Consider the following 20,359-nt stretch of genomic DNA (forward strand, 5'->3'; position numbering starts at 1 on the left):
GGGAGTGAGGCTAATTGAGCAGCGCCCGGATGTCATCGGCCGACAGCGAAGAGACCTCCCCGTCCGTGCTATCCATGACCTCGCCGAACAACGTCGCCTTCTTCGCTTTCAGAGCCATCACCTTCGACTCGATCGTGTTCTTCGAGACCAGACGGTAGACCATGACGGGCCGGGTCTGACCAATACGGTGGGTCCGGTCAATGGCCTGCGCCTCCGTCGCGGGGTTCCACCACGGATCGAGCAAGATGCAGTAGTCGGCCTCGGTGAGGTTCAACCCGAAGCCACCCGCTTTCAGTGACACGAAGAAGACGGGTGCTCCACCGCTGGTGAACGTGTCGATAACTGCCGCTCGTCGACTCGTTGAACCGTCGAGGTAGGCAGACGGAATGCCTGCAGCCGTTGCTCGGTCGCGGGCGCGTCCGAGAAATCGGGTGAACTGACTGAAAACCAGGACTTTATGTCCCTCAGCGACCGCTTCACTCACGATCTCGAGAAGGGCGTCGAGCTTGGCCGAGGGGATATCCGCCGCTGTGTTCGCATCATCGCCGAGCGTGGCGTCGAGGGCAAGCTGGCGCAGCATCGTGAGTGAACTGAAAATCTGAAACCGATTCGCGTCGAAGTTCTCGACGAGCCCGAGCACTTTCTGCCGCTCTCGCTGTAGTCGGGTGTCGTAGATCTTCCGGTGCGCGGGGTGCAGTTCGAGTTCGAGGATCTGCTCCTGCTTGGGTGGGAGATCGGTCGCGACGAGCTCTTTCGTGCGGCGCAGGAGAAAAGGGCGCAGCCGTCGTTGCAGCTGCTGGAGCCGGGGTGCGTCGTGCTCGCGCTCGATGGGGTTGCGGTAGTACTCCGTGAAGTGTTTCAGGCCTCCCAGGAGCCCGGGACACGTGAGAGAGACCAGCGCCCACAGCTCGAGGAGGTTGTTCTCCATCGGTGTCCCCGAAATTGCCAGCTTGAACGGGACGTCGAGCAGCCGGGCGCATCGATAGCCTCGCGAAGCGTGATTCTTGATCATCTGAGCCTCATCGAGGAGAAGACCTGACCACTCAAGTGCCTGATAGTCCTCGAACTCGAGTCGAAACAGGGCGTAACTCGTGACGACGATGTGCATACCCTCGACCGCCTCATGCAGAGGGAGCCCGCGGCGTCGCTCCGTCTCGGTGACTGTGAGAACGCGCAAGTGGGGAGCGAAAGCACGGCTCTCGTGAGCCCAGTTTCCGACGACGCTCGTGGGGGCGACGACGAGGAACGGTGCGGCATCGGGCTGAGCCTGGTGGGCGATCGCCATCATCGCAATCGCTTGAATCGTCTTGCCGAGGCCCATGTCGTCCGCGAGCACGCCTCCGAGCCCATTGGCGCGGAGGAAATGGAGCCAGGAGAGTCCTGCCTCCTGGTAACCCCGAAGCGTCGCGGTGAACTCCTCGGGCGGTTCGACCGCCTCGAGCAGCGCTGTGTCAGAGAGGCCATCGACGATCCCTCGCCAGCGGCGAGACTGCGACGCCTCGACACCGAGAGCTACGAGTTCGTGCCAGAGATCCACTTGATAGCGGCCAATACGCAGATGGTTGACGTCGCGATCATTGAGGGTCTTCGCCTCCTCGATCACGGAACGCAGAGTCGCGAACTCAGGACCATCCAGCGGAAAGAAAACCCCGCTCGGCAGGAGGAAGAACTGCTCTTCTCGCGAAAGCGCTGCGAAAAGTTCGACGAACGGGACGATCTCGCCCTCGATCGAGACGGAGACATCGAGATCGAACCAGTCGTGCTGATCGGTGTCGTCCACCGTAATCGAAATCCGGGGAGCTTCGTCGGCGGCTCGATACTGCGGAGATGACCCGCGTTCCTCCACGACGACGTGCTCGATGCTACGAAGCATCGGGAGGACATCGGCCACGAGGACCGCGGTCTGCGCGCCGGTGAGGGTCTGTTCGGGAATGACGTCTCCGGCATCTGCCCAGAGAAAGTCAGCGCCGTCGAGCGCCCGCCGGATCTCTTGCAAGAGGACGGCTTCGGCTGCGGGATCCCGCCCGACCGATGTCGCTGACGAGTGGAGGGGGAACGATCGCGCCAGATCGTCCTCGCCGTAGCGCCAGTTCCATTCGATCTCTGCACCGGGCACGTCTGCGTGCTGGAGGGAGAGCACGAGCGAGGGAGGAAGGGGGCCCTCGTCCTCAAAGCTGCCATCGCCCGACGTGATCGGAGCAAGGGAGCGAAGGCGGGGCAGATAGGCGGCGATAAACTCTTTCTCTTCGCTCTCGGGGATGCTCAGGGGCGAACCGAACAGCTCGCGCAGCTCCGGTGTGATCGGAGCTGTCGTTGGAGCGAGGACGAGCGTCTCACGCTTCGTTCCTTGATCGACCGTCCACGCGACGCCCACAGCGGGGTCCCCGAAAAGAAAGATGTCGCCGGAATCGACGAGCGCGCCGTTGATTTCGAGCGTCGGAACGAGTCGGAGACGTTTGCGGGCGCGGCGCCCGTCGAAGAGGACGCGGACGGGCTCGTCGAGTAGGCGGACGGCGGGCTGCTCGGTGTTTGCGGCGTGGACCAGCTGCACTCCGGCGGACACTGCGGATTCGAGCAGGGACCACAGGCCTCGCGAGGGCAGTGCATCGGCGGGAAGCCACAGGGGCAACTCGTAGCTCTGGGCGATGAAGGAGGAGCCACGGTTCTGCGCGAGACGAGCGAGATCCACGAACTCAGCAACGATCGCCGCATGGTCGGTCTGGACCTTTGTGCTCGTCCTGTTCCACTCGACGCGGGAACGGATCCAGGTGCCGCGCGTTCCCCGAACCGCCGGTCGCAGGGCGAGGTACGGACTCTTCCGTCCGGGCTCCGATAGCCATGAGCTGGGCGAGGGCGTGTCGCGGTGTATCTCGAGAAGAAGAGCTACAGGCTCACCCTCTCCCTGCTGCTCGGGCAGGATCCGGTCGAGAGAACGCCGCCACTTGGGCATCTGCGTGGTCTTCTCCGCGCGCGCGGGGAGCGAATTCTGCCCGTCGCCCGGTGCGTCCCGGAAGTACAGCATCACCGCCGCGAGGTGAGCGCAGCCGTCAGGGCCGTCCGCGGTGCAGTCGACGTGGATCATTCCCTCGGCGGCGTCGACGTCAAAGGTGACGATGGCGATAGGCGCGGCACGCGGGTCGCGTTTCTCGGAGCGGACGAGGCATCGCAGTCGTCGCCACGGGCCCTCGTCGCTCCGCATCAGCTCGGTCACCAGGCCGGTGTGAAGGAGTCGACGGCCCTGATCGAGCGCTGATTCGCTCGTCGTCTCGGCGATGAGGTCGTCGTCGAAATGGATAGCCATGTAGCTCCTCGGTATCTGTCGCGGGTGAGGCCCGCTCGTGGTCAGCGCGACTGGCGGCGCTTGTACGGCTTCGGCTGGCCCTTGACGATCGGGGCGCGGCCGGTGCCCTTCGAGGCCTTGGCCTTGCCGCCTGACGTCGGGGCCGCTTCCGGTTCGTCGCCGAGCGCGGCGAGTTCCTCGCGTGCCGAGGCGAGGCGCTGCCGACCGGCGGCTGTGAGCGTCGTGGTGGCCGCGCCGGGCTCGAAGAGTGGCTTGCCGAGATCGAGTTCGACGGCGGCGACGGAGGAGTCGAGCTTCTGCCGCGAGATCCCGAGCCGCTCGGCGGCGCGCACGAAGTGCAACTCTTCGGCGACCGCCACGAAATGGCGTAGCTGGCTGATCTTCATCCGGAACCCTCCGCTGCCGCGCTCTGCGGCGTGACCACGGTACGCGGTCCGGCGCACTGGTTAGAACCAGAGGTCGATCGTCAAGTCGAACTCGTCGCCCGCCTGCTCCTGAAGCTCCTTGAGGAGCCTGAGGCCCTCGACCTGGAACCATCGCCTCTTTTTCTCGGAGCCGAAAAGGCTCGTATCTAGGTCGGCGTTCTCTTGGAAGAACATCGCCCATTCGCGCAGGCGCTTCTTCAGCTCCGGAGTAATCTTCGAGTCTCAGTCAACGATCGGCCCCGGTCCGATGTAGTCGTTGAGTGGCCACTTCTGCCCCCAGTCGACGGACAGCCGCAGCGGCCGCTTGGCGGGCTTTCCCTGGTCACTCATGGAAGCCCGCGCAATCCGGAACGGTGGTCGGAGAGGACGTGATCACTTTGTGATTGAGCGAACTGATCGCGATGACGACAGTCGTCAGAGCTCTGGTAATGGTCGGCTGGGGGCTGGCCACGGTGTGCTCCTTTCTCGGATCGAGAGGTGGTTGCCGTATCGAGTCTCACGCGCCAGGACCCGTCGGACGAGGCCAGCGCGCTCCACGTTTCGTGAAAACTGAATCAGTTGATTCGCGCCACTCGGGACGACGGTCGTTGCCCGGTTCGACGCTGGGGCCTACCGTCACGCCGGTGACCGGACCCGAAGCCGGCCACGGAAAGAGGCCGGTGTGTGTGCGCTCATCTATAGCGGGATCGCATCCCTCGACGGTTACGTCAGTGACGAGGACGGTGAATTCGCCTGGGCCGAGCCGCGCCCCGAAGTCCACCGGTTCATCACGGAGCGAGACGCGCCGGTGGGCACCTATCTCTACGGCCGGCGGATGTACGAGACCATGCGTGTCTGGGAGGAGCCGTTCGTCCTCGCTGAGGAATATGGGTTCATCCGCGACTTTCAAGAAATGTGGTGGAAAGCGAGCAAGATCGTCTACTCGAGGACACTGCAGGACGTCACGACGCGCCACACTCGGCTCGAACCAGAGTTCGACACCGTGGTTGTCGCGGCGGCGGTGCAGGCCCTCGGGCACGACGTGTCGATTGGCGGTCCGACCCTCGCCGCGACGGCTCTGTTCGCCGGCATTGTCGACGAGGTGCAGCTCTATACGGTTCCGGTTGCCGTGGGCGGGGGGACGCGTTTTCTCCCGAGCGGTTTTCACGCCCGGCTCGAACTGCGCGAAGAGCGGACCTTCTCGGACGGCACGCTCTTCACGCGTTACGCCGTGCGGCGCTAAACCCGGCCCTCCTCGGCGCCGACGAGCGCGGCGATCCGTGAGGCGACGCGGGCTCCCTGCGCGCGGCCCGCTCGCGCTGACGCGGCACGGACGGCCGGATCGAGCGAGTTCGGGCCGAAGGCAGCGACGGAGGCTTCGTCGGCGTAAAGCACCTCGACCCGAGAACCGGCGAGGGCGTCGAGTTCGATGGCGGGAATCAGGCCCGCACCCGGGGCGCCGACGCCTGGGAGTGGAGTAATGACGAGCACCCACTCGGCGCCTGCCGCGAGGTCGGCGTTGCTGCCGGAGCGCACGCCGCCGTCCATATAGCGCACGCCGTCGATGCTGACGGGCGGCCAGACGCCAGGCACGGCGCAGCTGGCCGAGATCGCGTCGACCAACGGGACTCCGTCGGCGCGCTCGAAGACCCGGAGCGCGCCCGTCGCGGTATCGACGGCCGTGATGAGGAGCCGTTGCTCCGGCCAGTCGGCGTCACCGACTCGCGCGGCGATCACGGCACGACGCGTGTCCTCGGGCAAGGTGGCCGTCTCGAGAGCGAGGGTGCCCATGCGGCGCCGGGCGTCTTCGGGCGAGGTCGCTCCCTCGACCGCGGCGGCGAAGAGAGCCTGGAGGCGCTCGCCATCCACGTCGGCGCCGATCTCGGCCGACTCCTCCTGCAGCTGCGAATCGTATGCCTCGTCGAGCCCGGTACCGGTGCTCAGCTGAGCTGCGACGGCAGACCCGGCCGATGTGCCGATGAAGGTCGTCGAGGGGTCGAGCAGCAGGCGGGTGGTCTCGGGGGAAGCCTCGGCGAGACCACGGAGGATCCCGAGTTCCCAGGCGATTCCGGCGAGGCCGCCACCGGCGAGGACGAGTGCACCAGGCATGAAAAGAACTCTTTCGATCAGGAGGGGGAGGCGGCGGGACTGCGTCGCAGGACCAACGCTGTCACATCGTCGTGCGCGTCCACTGCGAGCTCGTCCAGATACCCGAACAGAGCGTCGTCGTCGCCGGCGCGCACGAGCGGGGCGAGTGCGTCGAAGGCATCGAGTCCGCCGCCGAGGGCGTCGAGCAGGCCGTCGCTGCAGCAGAGCACAGCCGGTTGACGCGAGTCGCTCAGTTGATCCATCGGAGCGGAGCAGCAGGGTCAGCCCGTGCCCCACATCCACGAAGGCGAAAGCGCCACTGACGGGATCGAGTCGCGCCACCAGCGCGGTAGCGAACGTGGTTGACCGCGGTGACGGCGTCGGCGGGAGGAAGTGAGGGTCTGGCTTGGAAGGCTGAGTGGATCGCCGCGGCCACGAGCGCCGCGGACACGCCCTTGCCCATGACGTCGACCAGTTCGAACGTCAACACGCCGTCGGCGAACCGCCACGCGGTGTAGTCGCCGGCGACGTCGTGCAACGGAGTGGTCATCGCGTCGATGCTCCAGCCACCTTCGGCGACCCGCTCGGCCCACCGACCCAGTTCGTCGAGGATGGCGCGCTCCTCGTCCGTCATGTGGCGCGCCTCGCTGCAGCAAGAGCGTCGGCAGCGAGACGGACGGACGTCTCGTGGTCGCGGAGCCAGAGCGGCACCGAGACTGCGTGCACGCCTGCCGAGACGAGGGAGGTGATCGCAGCCGCATCCTCCACACCGACCAGCCAGGTGTCGAGCAGCCCACCCGCACGGCGCGCGCCGTAGTGCCGTCCGACGGCCTCGGCCGAGGTCTCCACTCCGATTGCCGCCAGGCAGGCGTCGGCCATGCCGCGCACCACGGCCCCGCCGATGACGGGGGACACTCCGACGACGGGAGCGGCAGTGCTGCGGAGGGCATCCGCGATACCGGGGACGCCGAGAATCGTCCCGATCGACACGACGGGATTCGAGGGGGCGATCAGGACCGCGTCGGTGTCGGCGATGGCCTCCAGTACCCCGGGAGCCGGACGAGCGCTCTCGATGCCGCGCTGCACGAAGCGGCGGGCGGGGATGGAGGCGCGCAGACGCACCCACCACTCCTCGAAGTGCATCAGTCGTACTCCCTCCCCGGGGAGGTCGACCTCGACGTGCGTTTCGACTTCCTGATCGGACATCGGGAGAAGGCGCACCCCGAGCGGCCAGCGTGCGGTGATACGGGCGGTCGCCTCCGAAAGGGTGAGCCCGTCGCGCAGCATCGAAGTGCGCGCGAGGTGAGTGCCCAGATCGAGGTCGCCGAGGGTGAACCACGGCCAACCGACGCCGAAGGCGGCGAGCTCGGCCGAGACTCGCTCGCTCTCGCCTGCGCGGCCCCAGCCTCGCTCGGTGTCGTTGATGCCGGCGAGCGCATAGGTGAGCGAGTCGAGGTCGGGGCAGACCTTGAGGCCGGCGAGCCACAGATCGTCGCCCGTGTTGGCGACGACGGTGATCTCGCTCGCCTCGCCTCCCGCTGCCTCAGCCTCGCGGAGGTGCTCGCGGATGGCCGAGGTGAAGCGGGCTCCGCCGACGCCGCCGGCCAGGATCGTGATGCGCATCCGTTCACGCTAGCGCGGGCCGTGTCCCCCAAGTCGGGCGGGTCGCCATTGCCTTCGGGTTCGACGGGGACCACAGTGGGTCCACGCCCTCGACTCCGCACCGCCCGGCAGAGCCCGACCGGAGTCGGACAGGGACGCCCGAGTATGGAGGTACCGATGACCATCGTCCGCGCAGCGATCACCCAGACCACCTGGACCGGGGACAAGGAGTCGATGCTCGACAAGCACGAGCAATTCGCCCGCGATGCGGCCGCCCAGGGTGCGCAGATCATCTGCTTCCAGGAGCTCTTCTACGGGCCATATTTCGGGATCACCGAGGACAAGAAGTACTACCGCTACGCCGAACCCGCTGACGGGCCGATCGTGCAGCGTTTCGCTGCGCTGGCCGCGGAGCTGCACCTGGTGATGGTGCTCCCGATTTACGAGGAGGAGATCACCGGCGTGTACTACAACACGGCGGTCGTGGTGGACGCGGATGGGACGGTTCTCGGTAAGTACCGCAAGCACCACATTCCGCACCTCGATCGGTTCTGGGAGAAGTTCTACTTCCGCCCCGGGAATCTCGGCTACCCGGTGTTCGACACGGCCGTCGGCAAGGTGGGCGTCTACATCTGCTACGACCGCCACTTCCCCGAGGGCTGGCGCGAGCTCGGACTGAACGGCGCGCACCTGGTCTTCAACCCCAACGCGACCAAGCCCGGCCTGTCGAACCGCCTGTGGGAGGTCGAGGGTCCGGCGGCCGCGGTGGCGAACGGCTACTTCGTGCTTCAACCCAATCGGGTCGGCCTCGAGGACAACGAGTACGGCGAACTCGCCGTCGACTTTTATGGCACGAGTCAGGTCATTGATCCGCGCGGGAATTTTGTCGGCGAGCGGGGCTCGGGTGAAAGCGAAGAAATCCTGATTCGCGACCTAGAGATGGATATGGTGCAGCAGATGCGTGACGACTGGCAGTTTTACCGCGACCGCCGGCCGGAGTCGTACACCAGCATCCCGAAGCCGTGAGCCTGGCACGAGAAGGAGCAGCGATGAAGACGCTCATCACCGGCGGAACGGTCGTCAACGCGACCGGGACCGGAGCCGCCGACGTCCTGATCGACGGCGAGAGCATCGCCGCGGTCCTCGCCCCCGGATCGACCCTCCTGGGTTTCGATGTGGCGGCGAGCGTCGACCGCGTGATCGACGCCGCAGGCAAGTACGTCATCCCCGGCGGGATCGACGCGCACACCCACATGGAGATGCCGTTCGGCGGCACCTTCGCCTCGGACACCTTCGAGAGCGGCACGCGAGCGGCCGCCTGGGGAGGCACCACGTCCATCGTGGACTTTGTTGTGCAGTACCCCGGCGAGAGCGTGATCGACCGCTATCAGGCCTGGCAGGAAAAGGCGGCCGGGAATTGCGCGATCGACTACGGCTTCCACCAGATCCTGTCCGATGTGCAGGACTCTTCGCTCGTCGCGATGGATGAGCTGATGAAGGAGGGCGTGACGAGCTTCAAGTTGTTCATGGCCTACAAGGGCGTGTTTCTCTCGGACGACGGGCAGATTCTGCGGGCGTTCCAGAAGGGAGCCGAGAACGGCGCGCTGATGATGATGCACGCTGAGAACGGCGCCCTCATCGACGAGCTGGTGAAGCAAACGCTCGCGGCGGGGAACACGTCTCCCTACTTCCACGGCACCTCGCGGCCGTGGCAAGCGGAGGAGGAAGCGACACACCGCGCGATCATGATCGCCGACCTCACCGGCGCCCCGCTCTATGTGGTGCACGTGTCGGCGAAGCAGGCGGTGGAGCAGATCGCGCAGGCTCGGGACCGCGGGATGAACGTGTTTGGTGAGACCTGCCCGCAGTATCTCTACCTCTCGCTGGAGGAGCAGCTGGGCGCTCCCGGGTTCGAGGGCGCGAAGTGGGTGTGCTCCACTCCGCTGCGCTCGCGGGCCGAGGGGCATCAGCACCACATGTGGCAGTCGCTGCGAACCAACGACATCCAGATGGTCTCGACCGACCACTGCCCTTTTTGCATGAAGGGTCAGAAGGACATGGGCATCGGTGACTTCTCGAAGATCCCGAACGGGATCGGCTCTGTCGAGCACCGGATGGACCTGATGTACCAGGGCGTCGTCTCCGGTCAGATTACCCTCCCGCGCTGGGTCGAGCTGACCTCGACCACGCCGGCCCGGATGTTCGGGATGTACGGGAAGAAGGGCGTCATCCAGCCGGGCGCGGACGGCGATGTCGTCGTCTACGACCCGAACGGCCACACGTCGATCGGCCTGGGGGAGGGCCGCAGCCACCACATGACCATGGATTACTCGGCCTGGGAGGGGTTCGAGATCGACGGGCACGTCGACACGGTGATCTCGCGGGGAAAGGTCGTTGTCGATGGCGGCGCCTATGTCGGCGCGAAGGGCGACGGACAGTACATCCCGCGCGGCCTCTCGCAGTACCTGATCTAAGAGAAGGAATCCCATGGACTTCGGAGTCGTCCTCCAGACCAACCCGCCCGCCTCGCGCACCGTCGCGCTCGCCGTCCTCGCCGAAACCTACGGATTCGACTATGCGTGGACTTTCGACTCGCACCTGCTCTGGCAGGAGCCCTATGTCATCTACTCGCAGATTCTCGAGAAGACTCACCGAATCACGGTTGGCCCGATGGTCACCAACCCGGCAACGCGGGACTGGACGGTCATCGCCTCGTTGCACGCGACGCTGAACGAGATGTACGGCAACCGCACGGTCTGCGGGATCGGTCGCGGCGACTCCGCCGTGCGCGTGACCGGCGGCGCGCCGACGACGCTGAAGACGCTGCGCGAATCGATCCATGTCATCCGCGAGCTGGCGAACAGCCGTCCGGTCGAGTACAACGGCCAGACGCTGCAATTCCCGTGGAGCCGCGGTTCCTCGCTCGAGGTCTGGGTCGCCGCCTACGGCCCGCTCGCTCTTAAGGTGACCGGCGAGGTCGGTGACGGTTTCATCCTCCAGCTGGCGGACGTCGATATTGCGCGCTGGATGATCGGGGCCGTGAAGGAGGCGGCGGCGAACGCGGGGCGTGATCCGGAGTCACTGCAGTTCTGCGTGGCAGCGCCCATGTATATCGGCACCGACCGCGAGCACATGCGCGGCCAGTGCCGCTGGTTCGGCGGCATGGTCGGCAATCACGTCGCCGACATCGTGGGCCGCTACGGAGGTTCTGGAGCGGTACCGCAGGCGCTGACCGACTACATCGCCGGGCGCGAGGGCTACGACTACAACGAGCACGGGCGCGCCGGGAACAGCCACGCATCATTCGTGCCGGACGAGATCGTCGAGCGCTTCTGCGTGCTCGGGACCGCGGAAGAGCACCTCGAGAAACTGACGGCGCTCGCCGAGATCGGCGTGACGCAGTTCGCCGGCTACCTTCAGCACGACAACAAGGAGGAGACGCTCCGGGTGTACGGCGAGAGCGTCATCCCGGCACTGCGCGAGCACATCGTGGCGCAGGCGCCGGTTTCTATCCGAGCACCTGATAGGCGAGGCGGTAGGTAGTCGCCGCGGCGGGTGTGCCATCGAAGCCGAACGCCCAACCGGTGCCATCGGACTTCGCGACGCCATACGGCCGAAGAGCGGCGGTCGTCCGGTCGACCGGCGTGATCTGCGCGACGGGCATGCGGTCGTACGGCACGGCGAAGGCGATCTCGCCGATTCCGCCGGGGGCCGGCGCCGATCCGGTTGTGATCGTGATCTGACCGGCAAGGTCGGTACCCACGACACTGATGGTGCCGCCGCTGCCAGCGTTCGGGCCGACGGTGACGGCGCCGACGCCGAGGGTCAGGCTGCCCTTGACATGGCGCCCGACCAGGACGTCCCGGGTCGTGCGCAGCGTGCCCTGATGCGTCCAGGTGCGGTAGACGTTCGCCGGTCGGTTGTCGATGACCAGTGGGACGTCCGAGCTTGCGATCGTGGTTGACGGGTCGAGAGTGACGTTCGCGCCGAATTCCGGGCGGATGACAATCGCGGAGGAGGTGCACCGGCCGAACTGGGTGCCGATGAAGGCGACATCATTGCCCGCGCGGAGGTCGACGAGCGTCGGTGTGGGCTTGAAGGGTTCTTCGTCAATCTTCGTGCCGAGAAGCTGACCACCGATGAAACGCACGCCCATGTCCAGAGGAGCCCCTCCCCGGACCATCTGACGGTGCACGAGGACGAGCGGCACCGGGCCACCGCCGAAGATGAAGGGCGAGACGAACTCGAGACCCATCACGTTGCCGATTCGAACGAGGGCGGACTCCGCGTTCACGCTTTCTGCCGGCCATTTCGACGCCTCGGCTTCGACGTGAAGGTGCAGGATCCGGACGAACTCGGCCCAGTAGTTGCCGCTCTTGCCGTACGCGATATCAAATTGGGGACCGCCGATATATCTTTCGATGGTCAGCCCAGCGAAGTCGACCGTGTTATTCTCGCCACTGGCGAAGCCTTTTTCCGTCGGCCCGCGGAGCACGACTGCGGCGGAACCGTCGACGGACTTGCCATCGGTGATCTTCACATCCAGCCAGTGATTGTTGTTCATGTGGTCGATGAGGAGGACGGTCCCAAACTTGGAAAAGAAGTTGACATGGGCCATGGTGAACTCGAAACCGTCGAGAACATGCATGAGTGGGAAGCCGGTCGCAGGATAGTTGTTGCCGCGCAGCGCGATGTTCGTGATGGAGATTCCTCCGCCTGCGATCCGCAGCATGGCACCCGTGTTGTCGCTCACGTGCACGAAATTCACCGTGTTCTCGAGCCCATGGTTGGGGTTCACGTTGAATGCCGCACCGCGCGAGCCAAGACCGGCGAGATGCACGCCCGACTTCACGGTCACCGAGTTCATCCGGTAGGACCCGGGCGGGAAGGCGATGATGCCGCCTCCCTTCTCGGTCACCGAGTCGATCAGCGCCTGCAGCGCAGCAGTATTGTCGATCGGCGCCGAGCCCGACTGGATTCCGTTAGCGACGGCGTTGATGAGCAGTTCGCCCTTGCCGACCGGACGTGCGCCCGTCGTCGTGAGCACCCGATCCGGGAGGTTCTCGACGGGCACCTTCTTGCCGTCCCCCAGTGGCGCGACACCCCCCGCGGCGCCCACCTCGTCGCGGTGGACGTAGGGGTCTTGTCCGGGGTCTGCAGAAGTGCCGGCCATGTGAGAGTCCTTTCGATGACGGTCGCCCGAACGCGGAGCGCCCTCTGTACGCTACCTGAGCGCCGCTCAAGCTAGCAGAGGAATGAGCAGGGCGGTGGGGGAGTAGGCTTGATCCTTGTGACTCACTTCAAGAAGACGGCGTTCAGCGTGAATGTGCGCGACCTCGTCAGGCGCCCAGGGGAGATGCGGGAGCATCGCCTCGAGCTTGAGGCGCCGGAGCAACTGGGCGAGGGGATCGTCGCGGTGCGGCCGGGTTCCGCTCTCGATCTCGATGTACGGCTGGAGTCGGTGCACGAGGGAATTTTGGCCAGTGTCGAGGTGTCAGCCGAGGCCGTCGGAGAGTGCAGCCGCTGCCTGAGGGACATCTCGCTGCCTGTCGATGTCGAGTTCCAGGAACTTTTCGCGTACTCTTCTGACGAAGCTTTCGACTATGAGGTTCACGACGACCATGTGGATCTTGAACCTCTGGTCAGGGATGCGGTGGTTCTGTCGCTGCCGTTCCAGCCGGTTTGCCGGCCGGACTGTCCGGGCCTCGACCCTGTCACAGGGGAGCGGCTGGCCGATTCTGCCACGTCTGAACCCGAGGCGCCGCGCGACTCCCGGTGGGCTGTGCTCGCCGACAGGGCTACCGCAGGCAGCGTTTCCGCAAGCAGTGTTTCCGCAGACAGCGGTGAGGGCGCGACCGCCCGCACCGAATCCGACTAAAGGTAGAGAAGAGAGAATCATGGCTGTTCCCAAGAGGAAGAAGTCCCGCGCGAACACCCACGCCCGCCGTTCGCAGTGGAAGGCGGAGGTTCCGCCCCTGGTCAAGACCATCGAGAACGGCAAGGTCGTCTACAGCCTTCCCCACCGCGCCAAGGTCGTCGAGGACTCCGCGGGCACCGCGCTGTTCCTCGAGTACAAGGGCCGCAAGGTCGCCGACGTCTGATCCGCTCCCGTGCCGTCCCGCGGTCCATGGTGAACCAGACCTCTGCACGACCCTCCAGTGACGACCGGTCGCGTCTGGAGGCCACGCTCGGCGTGAGCCTCGATGGTGAACTCTTCGAGCTTGCCCTGACGCACCGGTCGTTCGCGTTCGAGCACGGCGGCGTCCCGCACAACGAGCGTCTCGAGTTCCTCGGCGACTCGATCCTGGGGCAGGCGGTCACCGTGATGCTCTACACCGAGTACCCCGCTCTCAACGAGGGTGATTTGGCGAAGCGACGCGCGAGTCTGGTCTCGACCGTCGCGCTGGCCGAGATCGCCCGTGGTATCGGGCTCGGCGAGTTCCTTCGACTCGGCCGCGGCGAGGAGCTGACCGGCGGTCGCAACAAGGCGTCGATCCTCGCCGATACCGTTGAGGCGATCATCGGCGCCGTGTACCTCGGCACCGGCCCGGATGCTGCGCGCGATCTGGTGCTCCGGCTCATCGCGCCGCTGCGGGCGGATCCGCTGCGCTTCGGCGTCTCGATGGACCCGAAGACGAGCCTGCAGGAGGCAGCGGCCGAGCGCGGGGCGCCCGCTCCCCGCTACGACATCGCGGCCACGGGGCCCGACCACGACAAGGTGTTCGTGGCGACGGTGGTCGTCGGCGAGCTGGTCACCGCTCGCGGTGAGGGCACGAGCAAGAAGGCGGCCGAGATGGCCGCTGCGCTGGACGCGTGGACGCGGCTGGCGACTCCTGCGGCGCCGGAGTAGCCGTGCCCGAGCTTCCCGAGGTTGAGGTGGTGCGGGCGGGGCTCGCGCCCGCGGTCACCGGATCGCTGGTGACCGCAGTGGAGATCGCCGACGGGCGCTCGCTGAGACGCCATGTGCATCCGCACGGAACCTTCGAGCGCCTGTTAGTTGGGCGTCGACTCGAGGGCGCCGTCCGGCGCGGCAAGTTCCTTTGGCTGCCCGCGGGACGCGACGAGGCCCTGCTAGTGCACCTGGGCATGAGCGGCCAGGTGTTGCTGCGCACGGCCGACGTCCCGTTGCCTCGCCTCGCGCGCATTCGGATCGGCATCGAGCATCCCGAGCACGGCGAGCTGGCGCTGCACTTCGTGGACCAGCGCATCTTCGGCTCGATGGCGGTCGATGCACTCGTGCCGACGCCCGACGGAGCGCCCGGCGGTTACGCGGGGGAGGAGGCGCGTGGCGGCGACTGGCTCCGCGCGGTGCCCTCTCAGGTGGCGCACATCGCCCGCGATCCGCTCGACCCCGCCTTCGAGCTGGGCGGCGTTATCGCTGCGCTCGCGCGGCGAAAGAGCGGGATCAAGCGCGCGTTGCTCGATCAGACGCTGGTGAGCGGTATCGGCAACATCTATGCGGACGAGTCGCTGTGGGCGGCGGAACTGCATCCGGAGCGGCCAAGTTCGGCGCTGGGTGAGGCGCGCATCCGCCGGCTCTTCGCGGAGGTGCGCTCGGTGCTGGAGCGGGCGCTGGCCGAGGGTGGCACGAGCTTCGATGCGCAGTACGTGAATGTGAACGGGGCCTCGGGCTACTTCTCGCACAGCCTGCACGCTTATGGGCAGACGGGAAAGCCGTGCTCCCGCTGCGGTGAGCTGATCGTGCGGGTGCCGTTCATGAACCGCTCCTCGCACCTCTGCCCGCACTGCCAGCGGGTGCCGCACTGACGCTCAAGCTTGAAGAAAACTCAGGCCGCTGTGGGTCTTTCATCGCGATCGATCGGTATGGTCCCGCCCCAGTGACCGCTCCGGACTTGTCGGAGCCCGATGGCAGGACAGGAAGTAGCGCGTGGTCTACGAAGATTTCAGGAAAAAATTCCGGGATGCGCGTAATCAATACAACATCATGGCACTTATTGGAAACGGGTTCGATATCCAGGCCCTGTCGGGCATCGGTTCCAAGGTCGACACTCGATACGAATCCTTTTACCACTTCCTGAAGTACCGCCATTTCGACCCGACCAGTCGTATCGTCGGGCGCATGGAGTCATTGCGTGGCAAGGCTGGGAACTGGAGCGACGTCGAGAATGCGATCGAACAGCTCTGCCTGGTCGACCAAGTGAGCAGTTCGGCTGTGGCTCGGGAGGTGAAGAGCATCCAGCGGGAATTTGCTCTCTTCCTCAATCAGGTGGCCACGCCGGAAGTGCTCTCACTGCTCGGCGAGAAGGCTGTGGCGCATAATCTGACGATGACTAGCTTCACGGAGTTCCTGGGTGACATCGACGATGCCGATGAGTATCGCAAGATGCGGCTGCCTTCTCGCCTGGACATCGGTGATGTCTTCAACTTCAAGTTCATCAATTTCAACTACACGACACTGCTCGACGATTTCGTCTTCCTGGATCAGGAACAGTTTGACCCGCATCCGTACCAGGTCTCCGATCGGAACATTGATTTTCACCCAAATCCCCGCGGCCACGCACGCGCCCGGGAGCGGAAAGATTTCCGCATGGTCTCCTACCTCGTCTCTGACGTTGTCCATCCGCATGGGCTCCAGTACACCCCGCGGTCACTCCTGTTCGGCATTGACGAGGCGGACGGCAGTGCACGGCGCCTTTCGAAGCCGTACTGGGCGCAGAATAGGGTGAAATATGCTGATCTCTTCACTGACACCGACCTGTTCATCGTGTTCGGCAGTTCACTCGGTCTCACCGACCGCTGGTGGTGGCGAGCCATTGTGGAGGGACTTCGGGGCAATGATGAATCCGAGATGATTCTGTATTGGCGCCGAGAGTCCAAGGGAGCGGAAATGGCGGCGCAGGAACTCCGAGAGTACTTCGCCCACTCCGCAGGGTTTAACGCTGATCCGGACGTGCTGAACATTCTCGTTGAGAAGGTGCGGGTTGTACTCTACGACGACTCGACAGAGCGTGCCTGGCTGAATACGAATGCCACCGCGCCGCTGAGCTGGGTGTAAGTAATCGACTCAGCTCTGATCGTCGGCGTAGCGAGAGTGCACGGAGGAGGCGCGTGGCGGCGACTGGCTCCGGGCGGTGCCCGCTTAGGTGGCGCATATCGCCCGCGACTCTTCGCGGAGGCGCGGTCGGTGCTCGAGCGCGCGCTGGCCGAGGGCGGCACGAGTTTCGATGCGCGGTACGTGAACATGAACGGGGCGTCGGGTTACTTCTCTCGGAGCCTCAATGCCTATGGGCTTGCCGGGTATCCGTGCAAGCGCTGCGGAATTCCCATCGTACGAGAGAAGTTCCACTCGCTGTACGTCAACGTGTAGAAACATTCAGGTGATGTCCGAGCTGCGCGTCTACTGCCGTGAAACGTGGGTGCTCCGACGTCGAGGATCTCGGCGGTGGTCGATGCTGCACGAGACGTCCTTGCCGCTGCGCTCGCTCAAGGCAGGACATCGTTCGATTATCTCTATGTCGACGTGGCGGGCAGCAGCGGGTACTTTTCCCGAAGCTTGCGCGTCTACGGGCTTGCTGGGTATCCCTGCCTGCGGTGCGGCACGACCATCATCCGGGAGAAGTTCATGAACCGCTCGAGCCGCTTCTGCCCGGACTGCCAACGAAAGCGGCAATTGAGCGCCTTGGGGCGTCGCCGCATTGAGAGCATTCCCGCGATAGGACGGCTGGCGGACGTCATCCTCGCCGTCAATGTCCGTGGCCCATCGTAGGCTGGTCGAGCAGAGCGAAGTCTTCAGAAGGGTGCGCGATGAAGATGACATCGTTTCGAGTTTGCCTGTACAAGAACGTATTGGACTCGACGGAAGTGTCGGTGGAGTCGGACGTAACGACGCTGGTCGGCATGAACGAGTCGGGCAAGTCGACGATGCTCGACGCCCTCTACCGTTTGAACCCTGTCTACGACGACGCGTTCGTCGAGCGGGACGACTACCCGCGCTGGCGGTGGAAGCGCGACGGCCGGAAGGAGGACCTCTCGGTCGTCACGCCGATCGAGGCGACCTTCGTCCTGGACGAGGACGACGCCCAGGCCTTATGTGACGTGCTGGGCGAAGCTGTGGTCGCACAGGAGGCCGTGACGATCGGCCGGCGCTATAACGGCAACTACTGCGTGGGGGTGTCGGTCGATGAGCCCCGATTCCTGAAGAACGTTCTCGCGGGCCACCCCGATGCCGACACGCTGCTGGAAACGCACACCACCGTCGCATCGCTCAAGGAGGCGCTCGCGCCCAAGGCTACCCCGGCCGCCGTCGACCCGACGAACTCCGCCGGAGAGGTCCCTGATGAGAACGCCGCCGCCGACGCCGAGGCGCTGCAGCGGATCGCGTCCCGGATCGGAGATGCCGAGGACCTGTCCGCAATCGCCCGTAGGACCGTTCGATCGAGGATGCCGCAGTTCTTCCGCTTCGCGTCCTATCAGAACCTCGAGGGGCGCGTGGACGTCTCCACTCTGCGCACCACGGAGGAAGAGCAACCCGGTGCATCGTCGAAGCAGACGGCCCGCGCGCTGCTCCGGCTGGCCGACACCGACATCGATTCGGTAACTGACGCGGAGTTCGAGTCGCGCACCGCGGAGCTCGAGGCGGTGTCCAGCGACCTCTCCCGTGAGATGTCCGAGTACTGGAGCACGAACCCGGAGCTTCGGATCAAGGTGGAGATCGAGCCGGAGACGGTCACCCTCCCGAACGGACAGTCCAGCGTCGTGCGCTACCTCAACTTCCAGGTCGAGGATCGCAAGCACGACTTCACGAACAACTTCTCGCTCCGGTCCTCCGGCTACCAGTGGTTCTTCTCCTTCCTCGCGGCGTTCAGCGAGTTCGAGGATCTCGACGACGTGGTGATCCTGCTCGACGAGCCAGCGCTGACGCTCCACGCGAAGGCGCAGCGCGACTTCCTGCGCTTCATTAACAAGCGCCTCGCTCCCGTCGGTCAGGTGATCTACACGACCCACTCGCCGTTCATGGTCGAGCGGATCGAGCGCGTCCGCGTCGTGGAGGACCGGGGCGACGACATCGGCTCGGTCACTTCGTCGGATGCCTTGGAGGTCGGGGAGGACAGCGCGTTCCCGCTCCAGGCCGCCCTCGGCTACGACCTGTCGCAGAACCTGTTTATCGGCGAGCGGAACCTGCTCGTCGAGGGCCCCTCGGACCTGGCGTACTTGGACGTAGTCGGCCGTCACCTCCGCGATCTGGGGCGCGAAGGGCTCGACGAACGCTGGCGGATCCTCCCGGCCGGAGGTGCGTCGAACGTGCCCGCCTTCGTCTCCCTGCTGGGACAGAAGGTGTCGGTGACGGTGCTGCTGGACTCCGGCACCGAGGGCGGCGGGAAGGTCGAGGCCGCGATCAAGGCGAACAAGATCGTCGGCAAGCGAGTCGTCTTCGTCGGGTCGGTCCTCGAGCAGAAGCACAGCGACATCGAGGACCTGTTCAAGGCCGGCGACTATCTCGGGCTCTACAACGAGGCGTTCGGGAAGAAGCACAAGGTCGGCGACCTGCCGGACCATCCTGATCGGCTGCTGCTCCGGTTGGAGGCGCTGGACGGGAGGTTCGACCACTGGCGACCTGCGGAGATTCTGCTCCGCGACCCGTCCAGAGTCGAGAAGCTGTCGCAGACGACACTGGGGAACTTCGAGGCACTGGCTCAGCGAATCAACGCGACGCATGTCTGAGCCCGCGGCTCCGGCGTCGAGTGCAAACCGAAGTGGTCCCGATCAAGAAGAAGCCGTGGAACGACGGATCGACTTCTGGCGCGATCGGCGCATGCTGTGCGGCGGATGCGGCCACGAATTCGTCGTCGATCTAGACTGGATCGACCGGTGGGAGCAGAGCGGAGAGAAGTGCGCCAGCTGCGGCCTGACCTGCGAGCACGAGGACGCGCCCCCGGTCACGGTCGATCCCAATGACCCCGCGCTCGACGACGCCGAGGTCGCGCGGTTCGCTTGGTACCACACGAGCACCCAGCCGGACTGGCCAACGAAGAGCTTCGACCCGGCGGCCGTCCTCACACTCGAGACCCGCATGCGGATGGGCGGCGACCGCCACGTCGCCGCATGGGCCGAACGACAACGTTCCAAGGCCCTGCACGTCGGCACTTACGAGGCCGCAATCCACAACATGCTGAGGCGGATGCATGACCAAGCCGATCACAGCAGCCAGTTCTACCTCTACCGTGTTCATCTGAAGGCGACGGTCGTCGTGCGGGAGGGATGGCTCATCGATCCGAGCAACTTCGTTGGCGACGTCGCCCTTGATGATGTCTGCCCTCCGTGCGTCGACGTCGCTCGCTACCTGAACTATCACGAGGACCCCGGAGGGCTTTCCCTGGCGCTGGGACGAGACGCGCTCGCCAGCGTCCAGCAGGTTGCCGTTCCGATCGCCGATGCGTGGGACGCCGATTGGGTGCGCGACGCTGTCGCGGCCTTCGAAAACGCATCGGACGTGCCGACCCAGGCGAACGGCGGGCTGGGGCGGCTCATGCGTCCGTCGTCGCCGAGGGACGCGCTGGCTCGCGCACTCGGCAAGGCGCTGACCGACCGGCTGCCGGTCAACCTGCGGGATCAGTTCATCTCGGCCGAGAGGTACACCGAAAGCGACCATCCAGAGCGGTGGGCCCGTCGGGAGAGCGCTCTGTTCCAGCTGATTGTGGAGCCGGGTCGCCTGCTGTCAGCCCTCGACCGACAAGAGCGTCGGCGGGTGTGAAGGCATCTTCAGTCCCCGAAGTTGACGAGCATCTGACCCCAATTCTCATGACAACGACGCGGTCAAGGCATCAATGCCGATGGGGACTGGGGCAATCCTCCGATACGACACCTACAAGTTTGGGACCGGCAAGGGATTCGTCTGGATGACCATCAAGTTGCAGCACAGCATCCTGGCAACCGCCAGTAGCCGTTACCGGCGGTGGAGGCAAAAATCAACTCAGGCTCCTGGGGCACGACACCACTGATGCAG

The 20,359-nt window shown here is 65.4% G+C and carries 19 protein-coding genes and 2 pseudogenes; 13 read left to right on the top strand and 8 right to left on the bottom strand.

The genetic code is table 11. The features are described 5' to 3' along the window. Positions 1-10: 10 nt before the first annotated feature. From B0H03_RS02630 to B0H03_RS16465, 3 genes are read right to left on the bottom strand one after another with little or no spacing between them, the layout of a single operon-like run. Complete coding sequence (locus B0H03_RS02630; RefSeq protein WP_104264591.1) at positions 11-3,301, bottom strand: DEAD/DEAH box helicase; 3,291 nt, start codon at positions 3,299-3,301, stop codon at positions 11-13. A gap of 41 nt (positions 3,302-3,342) precedes the next feature. Then, complete coding sequence (locus B0H03_RS02635; protein ID WP_104354281.1) at positions 3,343-3,687, bottom strand: helix-turn-helix domain-containing protein; 345 nt, start codon at positions 3,685-3,687, stop codon at positions 3,343-3,345. Between the two features lie 60 nt (positions 3,688-3,747). Beyond that, complete coding sequence (locus B0H03_RS16465) at positions 3,748-3,900, bottom strand: hypothetical protein (RefSeq protein ID WP_160487279.1); 153 nt, start codon at positions 3,898-3,900, stop codon at positions 3,748-3,750. Between the two features lie 487 nt (positions 3,901-4,387). Between B0H03_RS16465 and B0H03_RS02640 the strand changes: the two genes are divergently transcribed. Further along, positions 4,388-4,948: a dihydrofolate reductase family protein gene (locus B0H03_RS02640; protein ID WP_104354280.1), complete on the top strand. Its 561-nt coding sequence runs from the start codon at positions 4,388-4,390 to the stop codon at positions 4,946-4,948. Here B0H03_RS02640 and B0H03_RS02645 read toward each other — a convergent pair. Genes B0H03_RS02645 through cofD form a run of 4 tightly spaced genes read right to left on the bottom strand, consistent with a single transcriptional unit; the run spans position 4,945 to position 7,416 of the window. Beyond that, entirely contained in the window at positions 4,945-5,814 is an 870-nt protein-coding gene (locus tag B0H03_RS02645) for a patatin-like phospholipase family protein (protein WP_104354279.1), read from the bottom strand. The genes B0H03_RS02640 and B0H03_RS02645 overlap by 4 nt on opposite strands. 17 nt (positions 5,815-5,831) lie before the next feature. Continuing rightward, complete coding sequence (locus tag B0H03_RS17020; protein WP_127843913.1) at positions 5,832-6,056, bottom strand: hypothetical protein; 225 nt, start codon at positions 6,054-6,056, stop codon at positions 5,832-5,834. After that, complete coding sequence (locus tag B0H03_RS16470; protein WP_104264596.1) at positions 6,044-6,427, bottom strand: SpoIIE family protein phosphatase; 384 nt, start codon at positions 6,425-6,427, stop codon at positions 6,044-6,046. Before B0H03_RS16470 ends, B0H03_RS17020 begins: the two co-directional genes overlap by 13 nt. Next, entirely contained in the window at positions 6,424-7,416 is a 993-nt protein-coding gene (gene cofD / locus B0H03_RS02655) for a 2-phospho-L-lactate transferase (RefSeq protein WP_104354278.1), read from the bottom strand. The genes B0H03_RS16470 and cofD overlap by 4 nt, the downstream gene beginning before the upstream one ends. 156 nt (positions 7,417-7,572) lie before the next feature. Between cofD and B0H03_RS02660 the strand changes: the two genes are divergently transcribed. Genes B0H03_RS02660 through B0H03_RS02670 form a run of 3 tightly spaced genes read left to right on the top strand, consistent with a single transcriptional unit; the run spans position 7,573 to position 10,938 of the window. Beyond that, positions 7,573-8,421, top strand: a complete 849-nt coding sequence (locus B0H03_RS02660) for a nitrilase-related carbon-nitrogen hydrolase (RefSeq protein WP_104264598.1) — start codon at positions 7,573-7,575, stop codon at positions 8,419-8,421. Between the two features lie 23 nt (positions 8,422-8,444). Beyond that, positions 8,445-9,869, top strand: a complete 1,425-nt coding sequence (hydA, locus tag B0H03_RS02665; RefSeq protein ID WP_104264599.1) for a dihydropyrimidinase — start codon at positions 8,445-8,447, stop codon at positions 9,867-9,869. Between the two features lie 13 nt (positions 9,870-9,882). Beyond that, the gene (locus tag B0H03_RS02670; protein ID WP_104354277.1) at positions 9,883-10,938 is read left to right on the top strand and encodes a TIGR03842 family LLM class F420-dependent oxidoreductase; all 1,056 of its coding nucleotides are present in this window, start codon (positions 9,883-9,885) and stop codon (positions 10,936-10,938) included. On the opposite strand, the gene B0H03_RS02675 is transcribed toward B0H03_RS02670, so the two are convergent. Further along, complete coding sequence (locus B0H03_RS02675; protein WP_104354276.1) at positions 10,904-12,568, bottom strand: pectate lyase family protein; 1,665 nt, start codon at positions 12,566-12,568, stop codon at positions 10,904-10,906. The two genes, B0H03_RS02670 and B0H03_RS02675, sit on opposite strands and share 35 nt — an antisense overlap. A gap of 117 nt (positions 12,569-12,685) precedes the next feature. Here B0H03_RS02675 and B0H03_RS02680 point away from each other — a divergent pair, with 117 nt between their 5' ends. The 9 genes and pseudogenes from B0H03_RS02680 (at position 12,686) to B0H03_RS02720 (ending at position 20,107) form a co-directional block, all read left to right on the top strand. After that, on the top strand, positions 12,686-13,273 hold the full coding sequence (locus B0H03_RS02680) for a YceD family protein (RefSeq protein WP_419956899.1): 588 nt from the start codon (positions 12,686-12,688) through the stop codon (positions 13,271-13,273). A 19-nt stretch (positions 13,274-13,292) separates the two neighbouring features. Next, positions 13,293-13,496, top strand: coding sequence for a 50S ribosomal protein L32 (gene rpmF, locus B0H03_RS02685; protein ID WP_097165773.1), 204 nt, complete (start codon positions 13,293-13,295; stop codon positions 13,494-13,496). Between the two features lie 26 nt (positions 13,497-13,522). Next, positions 13,523-14,245 carry a ribonuclease III gene (gene rnc, locus B0H03_RS02690; RefSeq protein WP_104264602.1) on the top strand — a complete coding sequence of 241 codons (723 nt, stop codon included), beginning with the start codon at positions 13,523-13,525 and terminating at the stop codon, positions 14,243-14,245. A gap of 2 nt (positions 14,246-14,247) precedes the next feature. Beyond that, positions 14,248-15,162: a bifunctional DNA-formamidopyrimidine glycosylase/DNA-(apurinic or apyrimidinic site) lyase gene (mutM, locus tag B0H03_RS02695; protein ID WP_104264733.1), complete on the top strand. Its 915-nt coding sequence runs from the start codon at positions 14,248-14,250 to the stop codon at positions 15,160-15,162. 121 nt (positions 15,163-15,283) lie between these two features. Next, a complete protein-coding gene (locus B0H03_RS02700; RefSeq protein WP_127843912.1) occupies positions 15,284-16,411 on the top strand; it encodes an AbiH family protein in 1,128 nt (375 codons plus the stop codon). Positions 16,412-16,516: 105 nt separating this feature from the next. Further along, a pseudogene (locus tag B0H03_RS17025) lies at positions 16,517-16,723 on the top strand (hypothetical protein); the annotation flags it as partial. Between the two features lie 81 nt (positions 16,724-16,804). Beyond that, a pseudogene (locus B0H03_RS02710) lies at positions 16,805-17,122 on the top strand (zinc finger domain-containing protein); the annotation flags it as partial. Positions 17,123-17,223: 101 nt separating this feature from the next. After that, the gene (locus tag B0H03_RS02715) at positions 17,224-19,077 is read left to right on the top strand and encodes an ATP-dependent nuclease (RefSeq protein WP_164860185.1); all 1,854 of its coding nucleotides are present in this window, start codon (positions 17,224-17,226) and stop codon (positions 19,075-19,077) included. A 55-nt stretch (positions 19,078-19,132) separates the two neighbouring features. Continuing rightward, positions 19,133-20,107 carry a hypothetical protein gene (locus tag B0H03_RS02720; RefSeq protein ID WP_104264606.1) on the top strand — a complete coding sequence of 325 codons (975 nt, stop codon included), beginning with the start codon at positions 19,133-19,135 and terminating at the stop codon, positions 20,105-20,107. The last annotated feature ends 252 nt before the right edge of the window (positions 20,108-20,359 follow it).

The sequence above is a fragment of the Rathayibacter iranicus NCPPB 2253 = VKM Ac-1602 genome, from assembly GCF_003149025.1.
Taxonomy (GTDB): domain Bacteria; phylum Actinomycetota; class Actinomycetes; order Actinomycetales; family Microbacteriaceae; genus Rathayibacter; species Rathayibacter iranicus.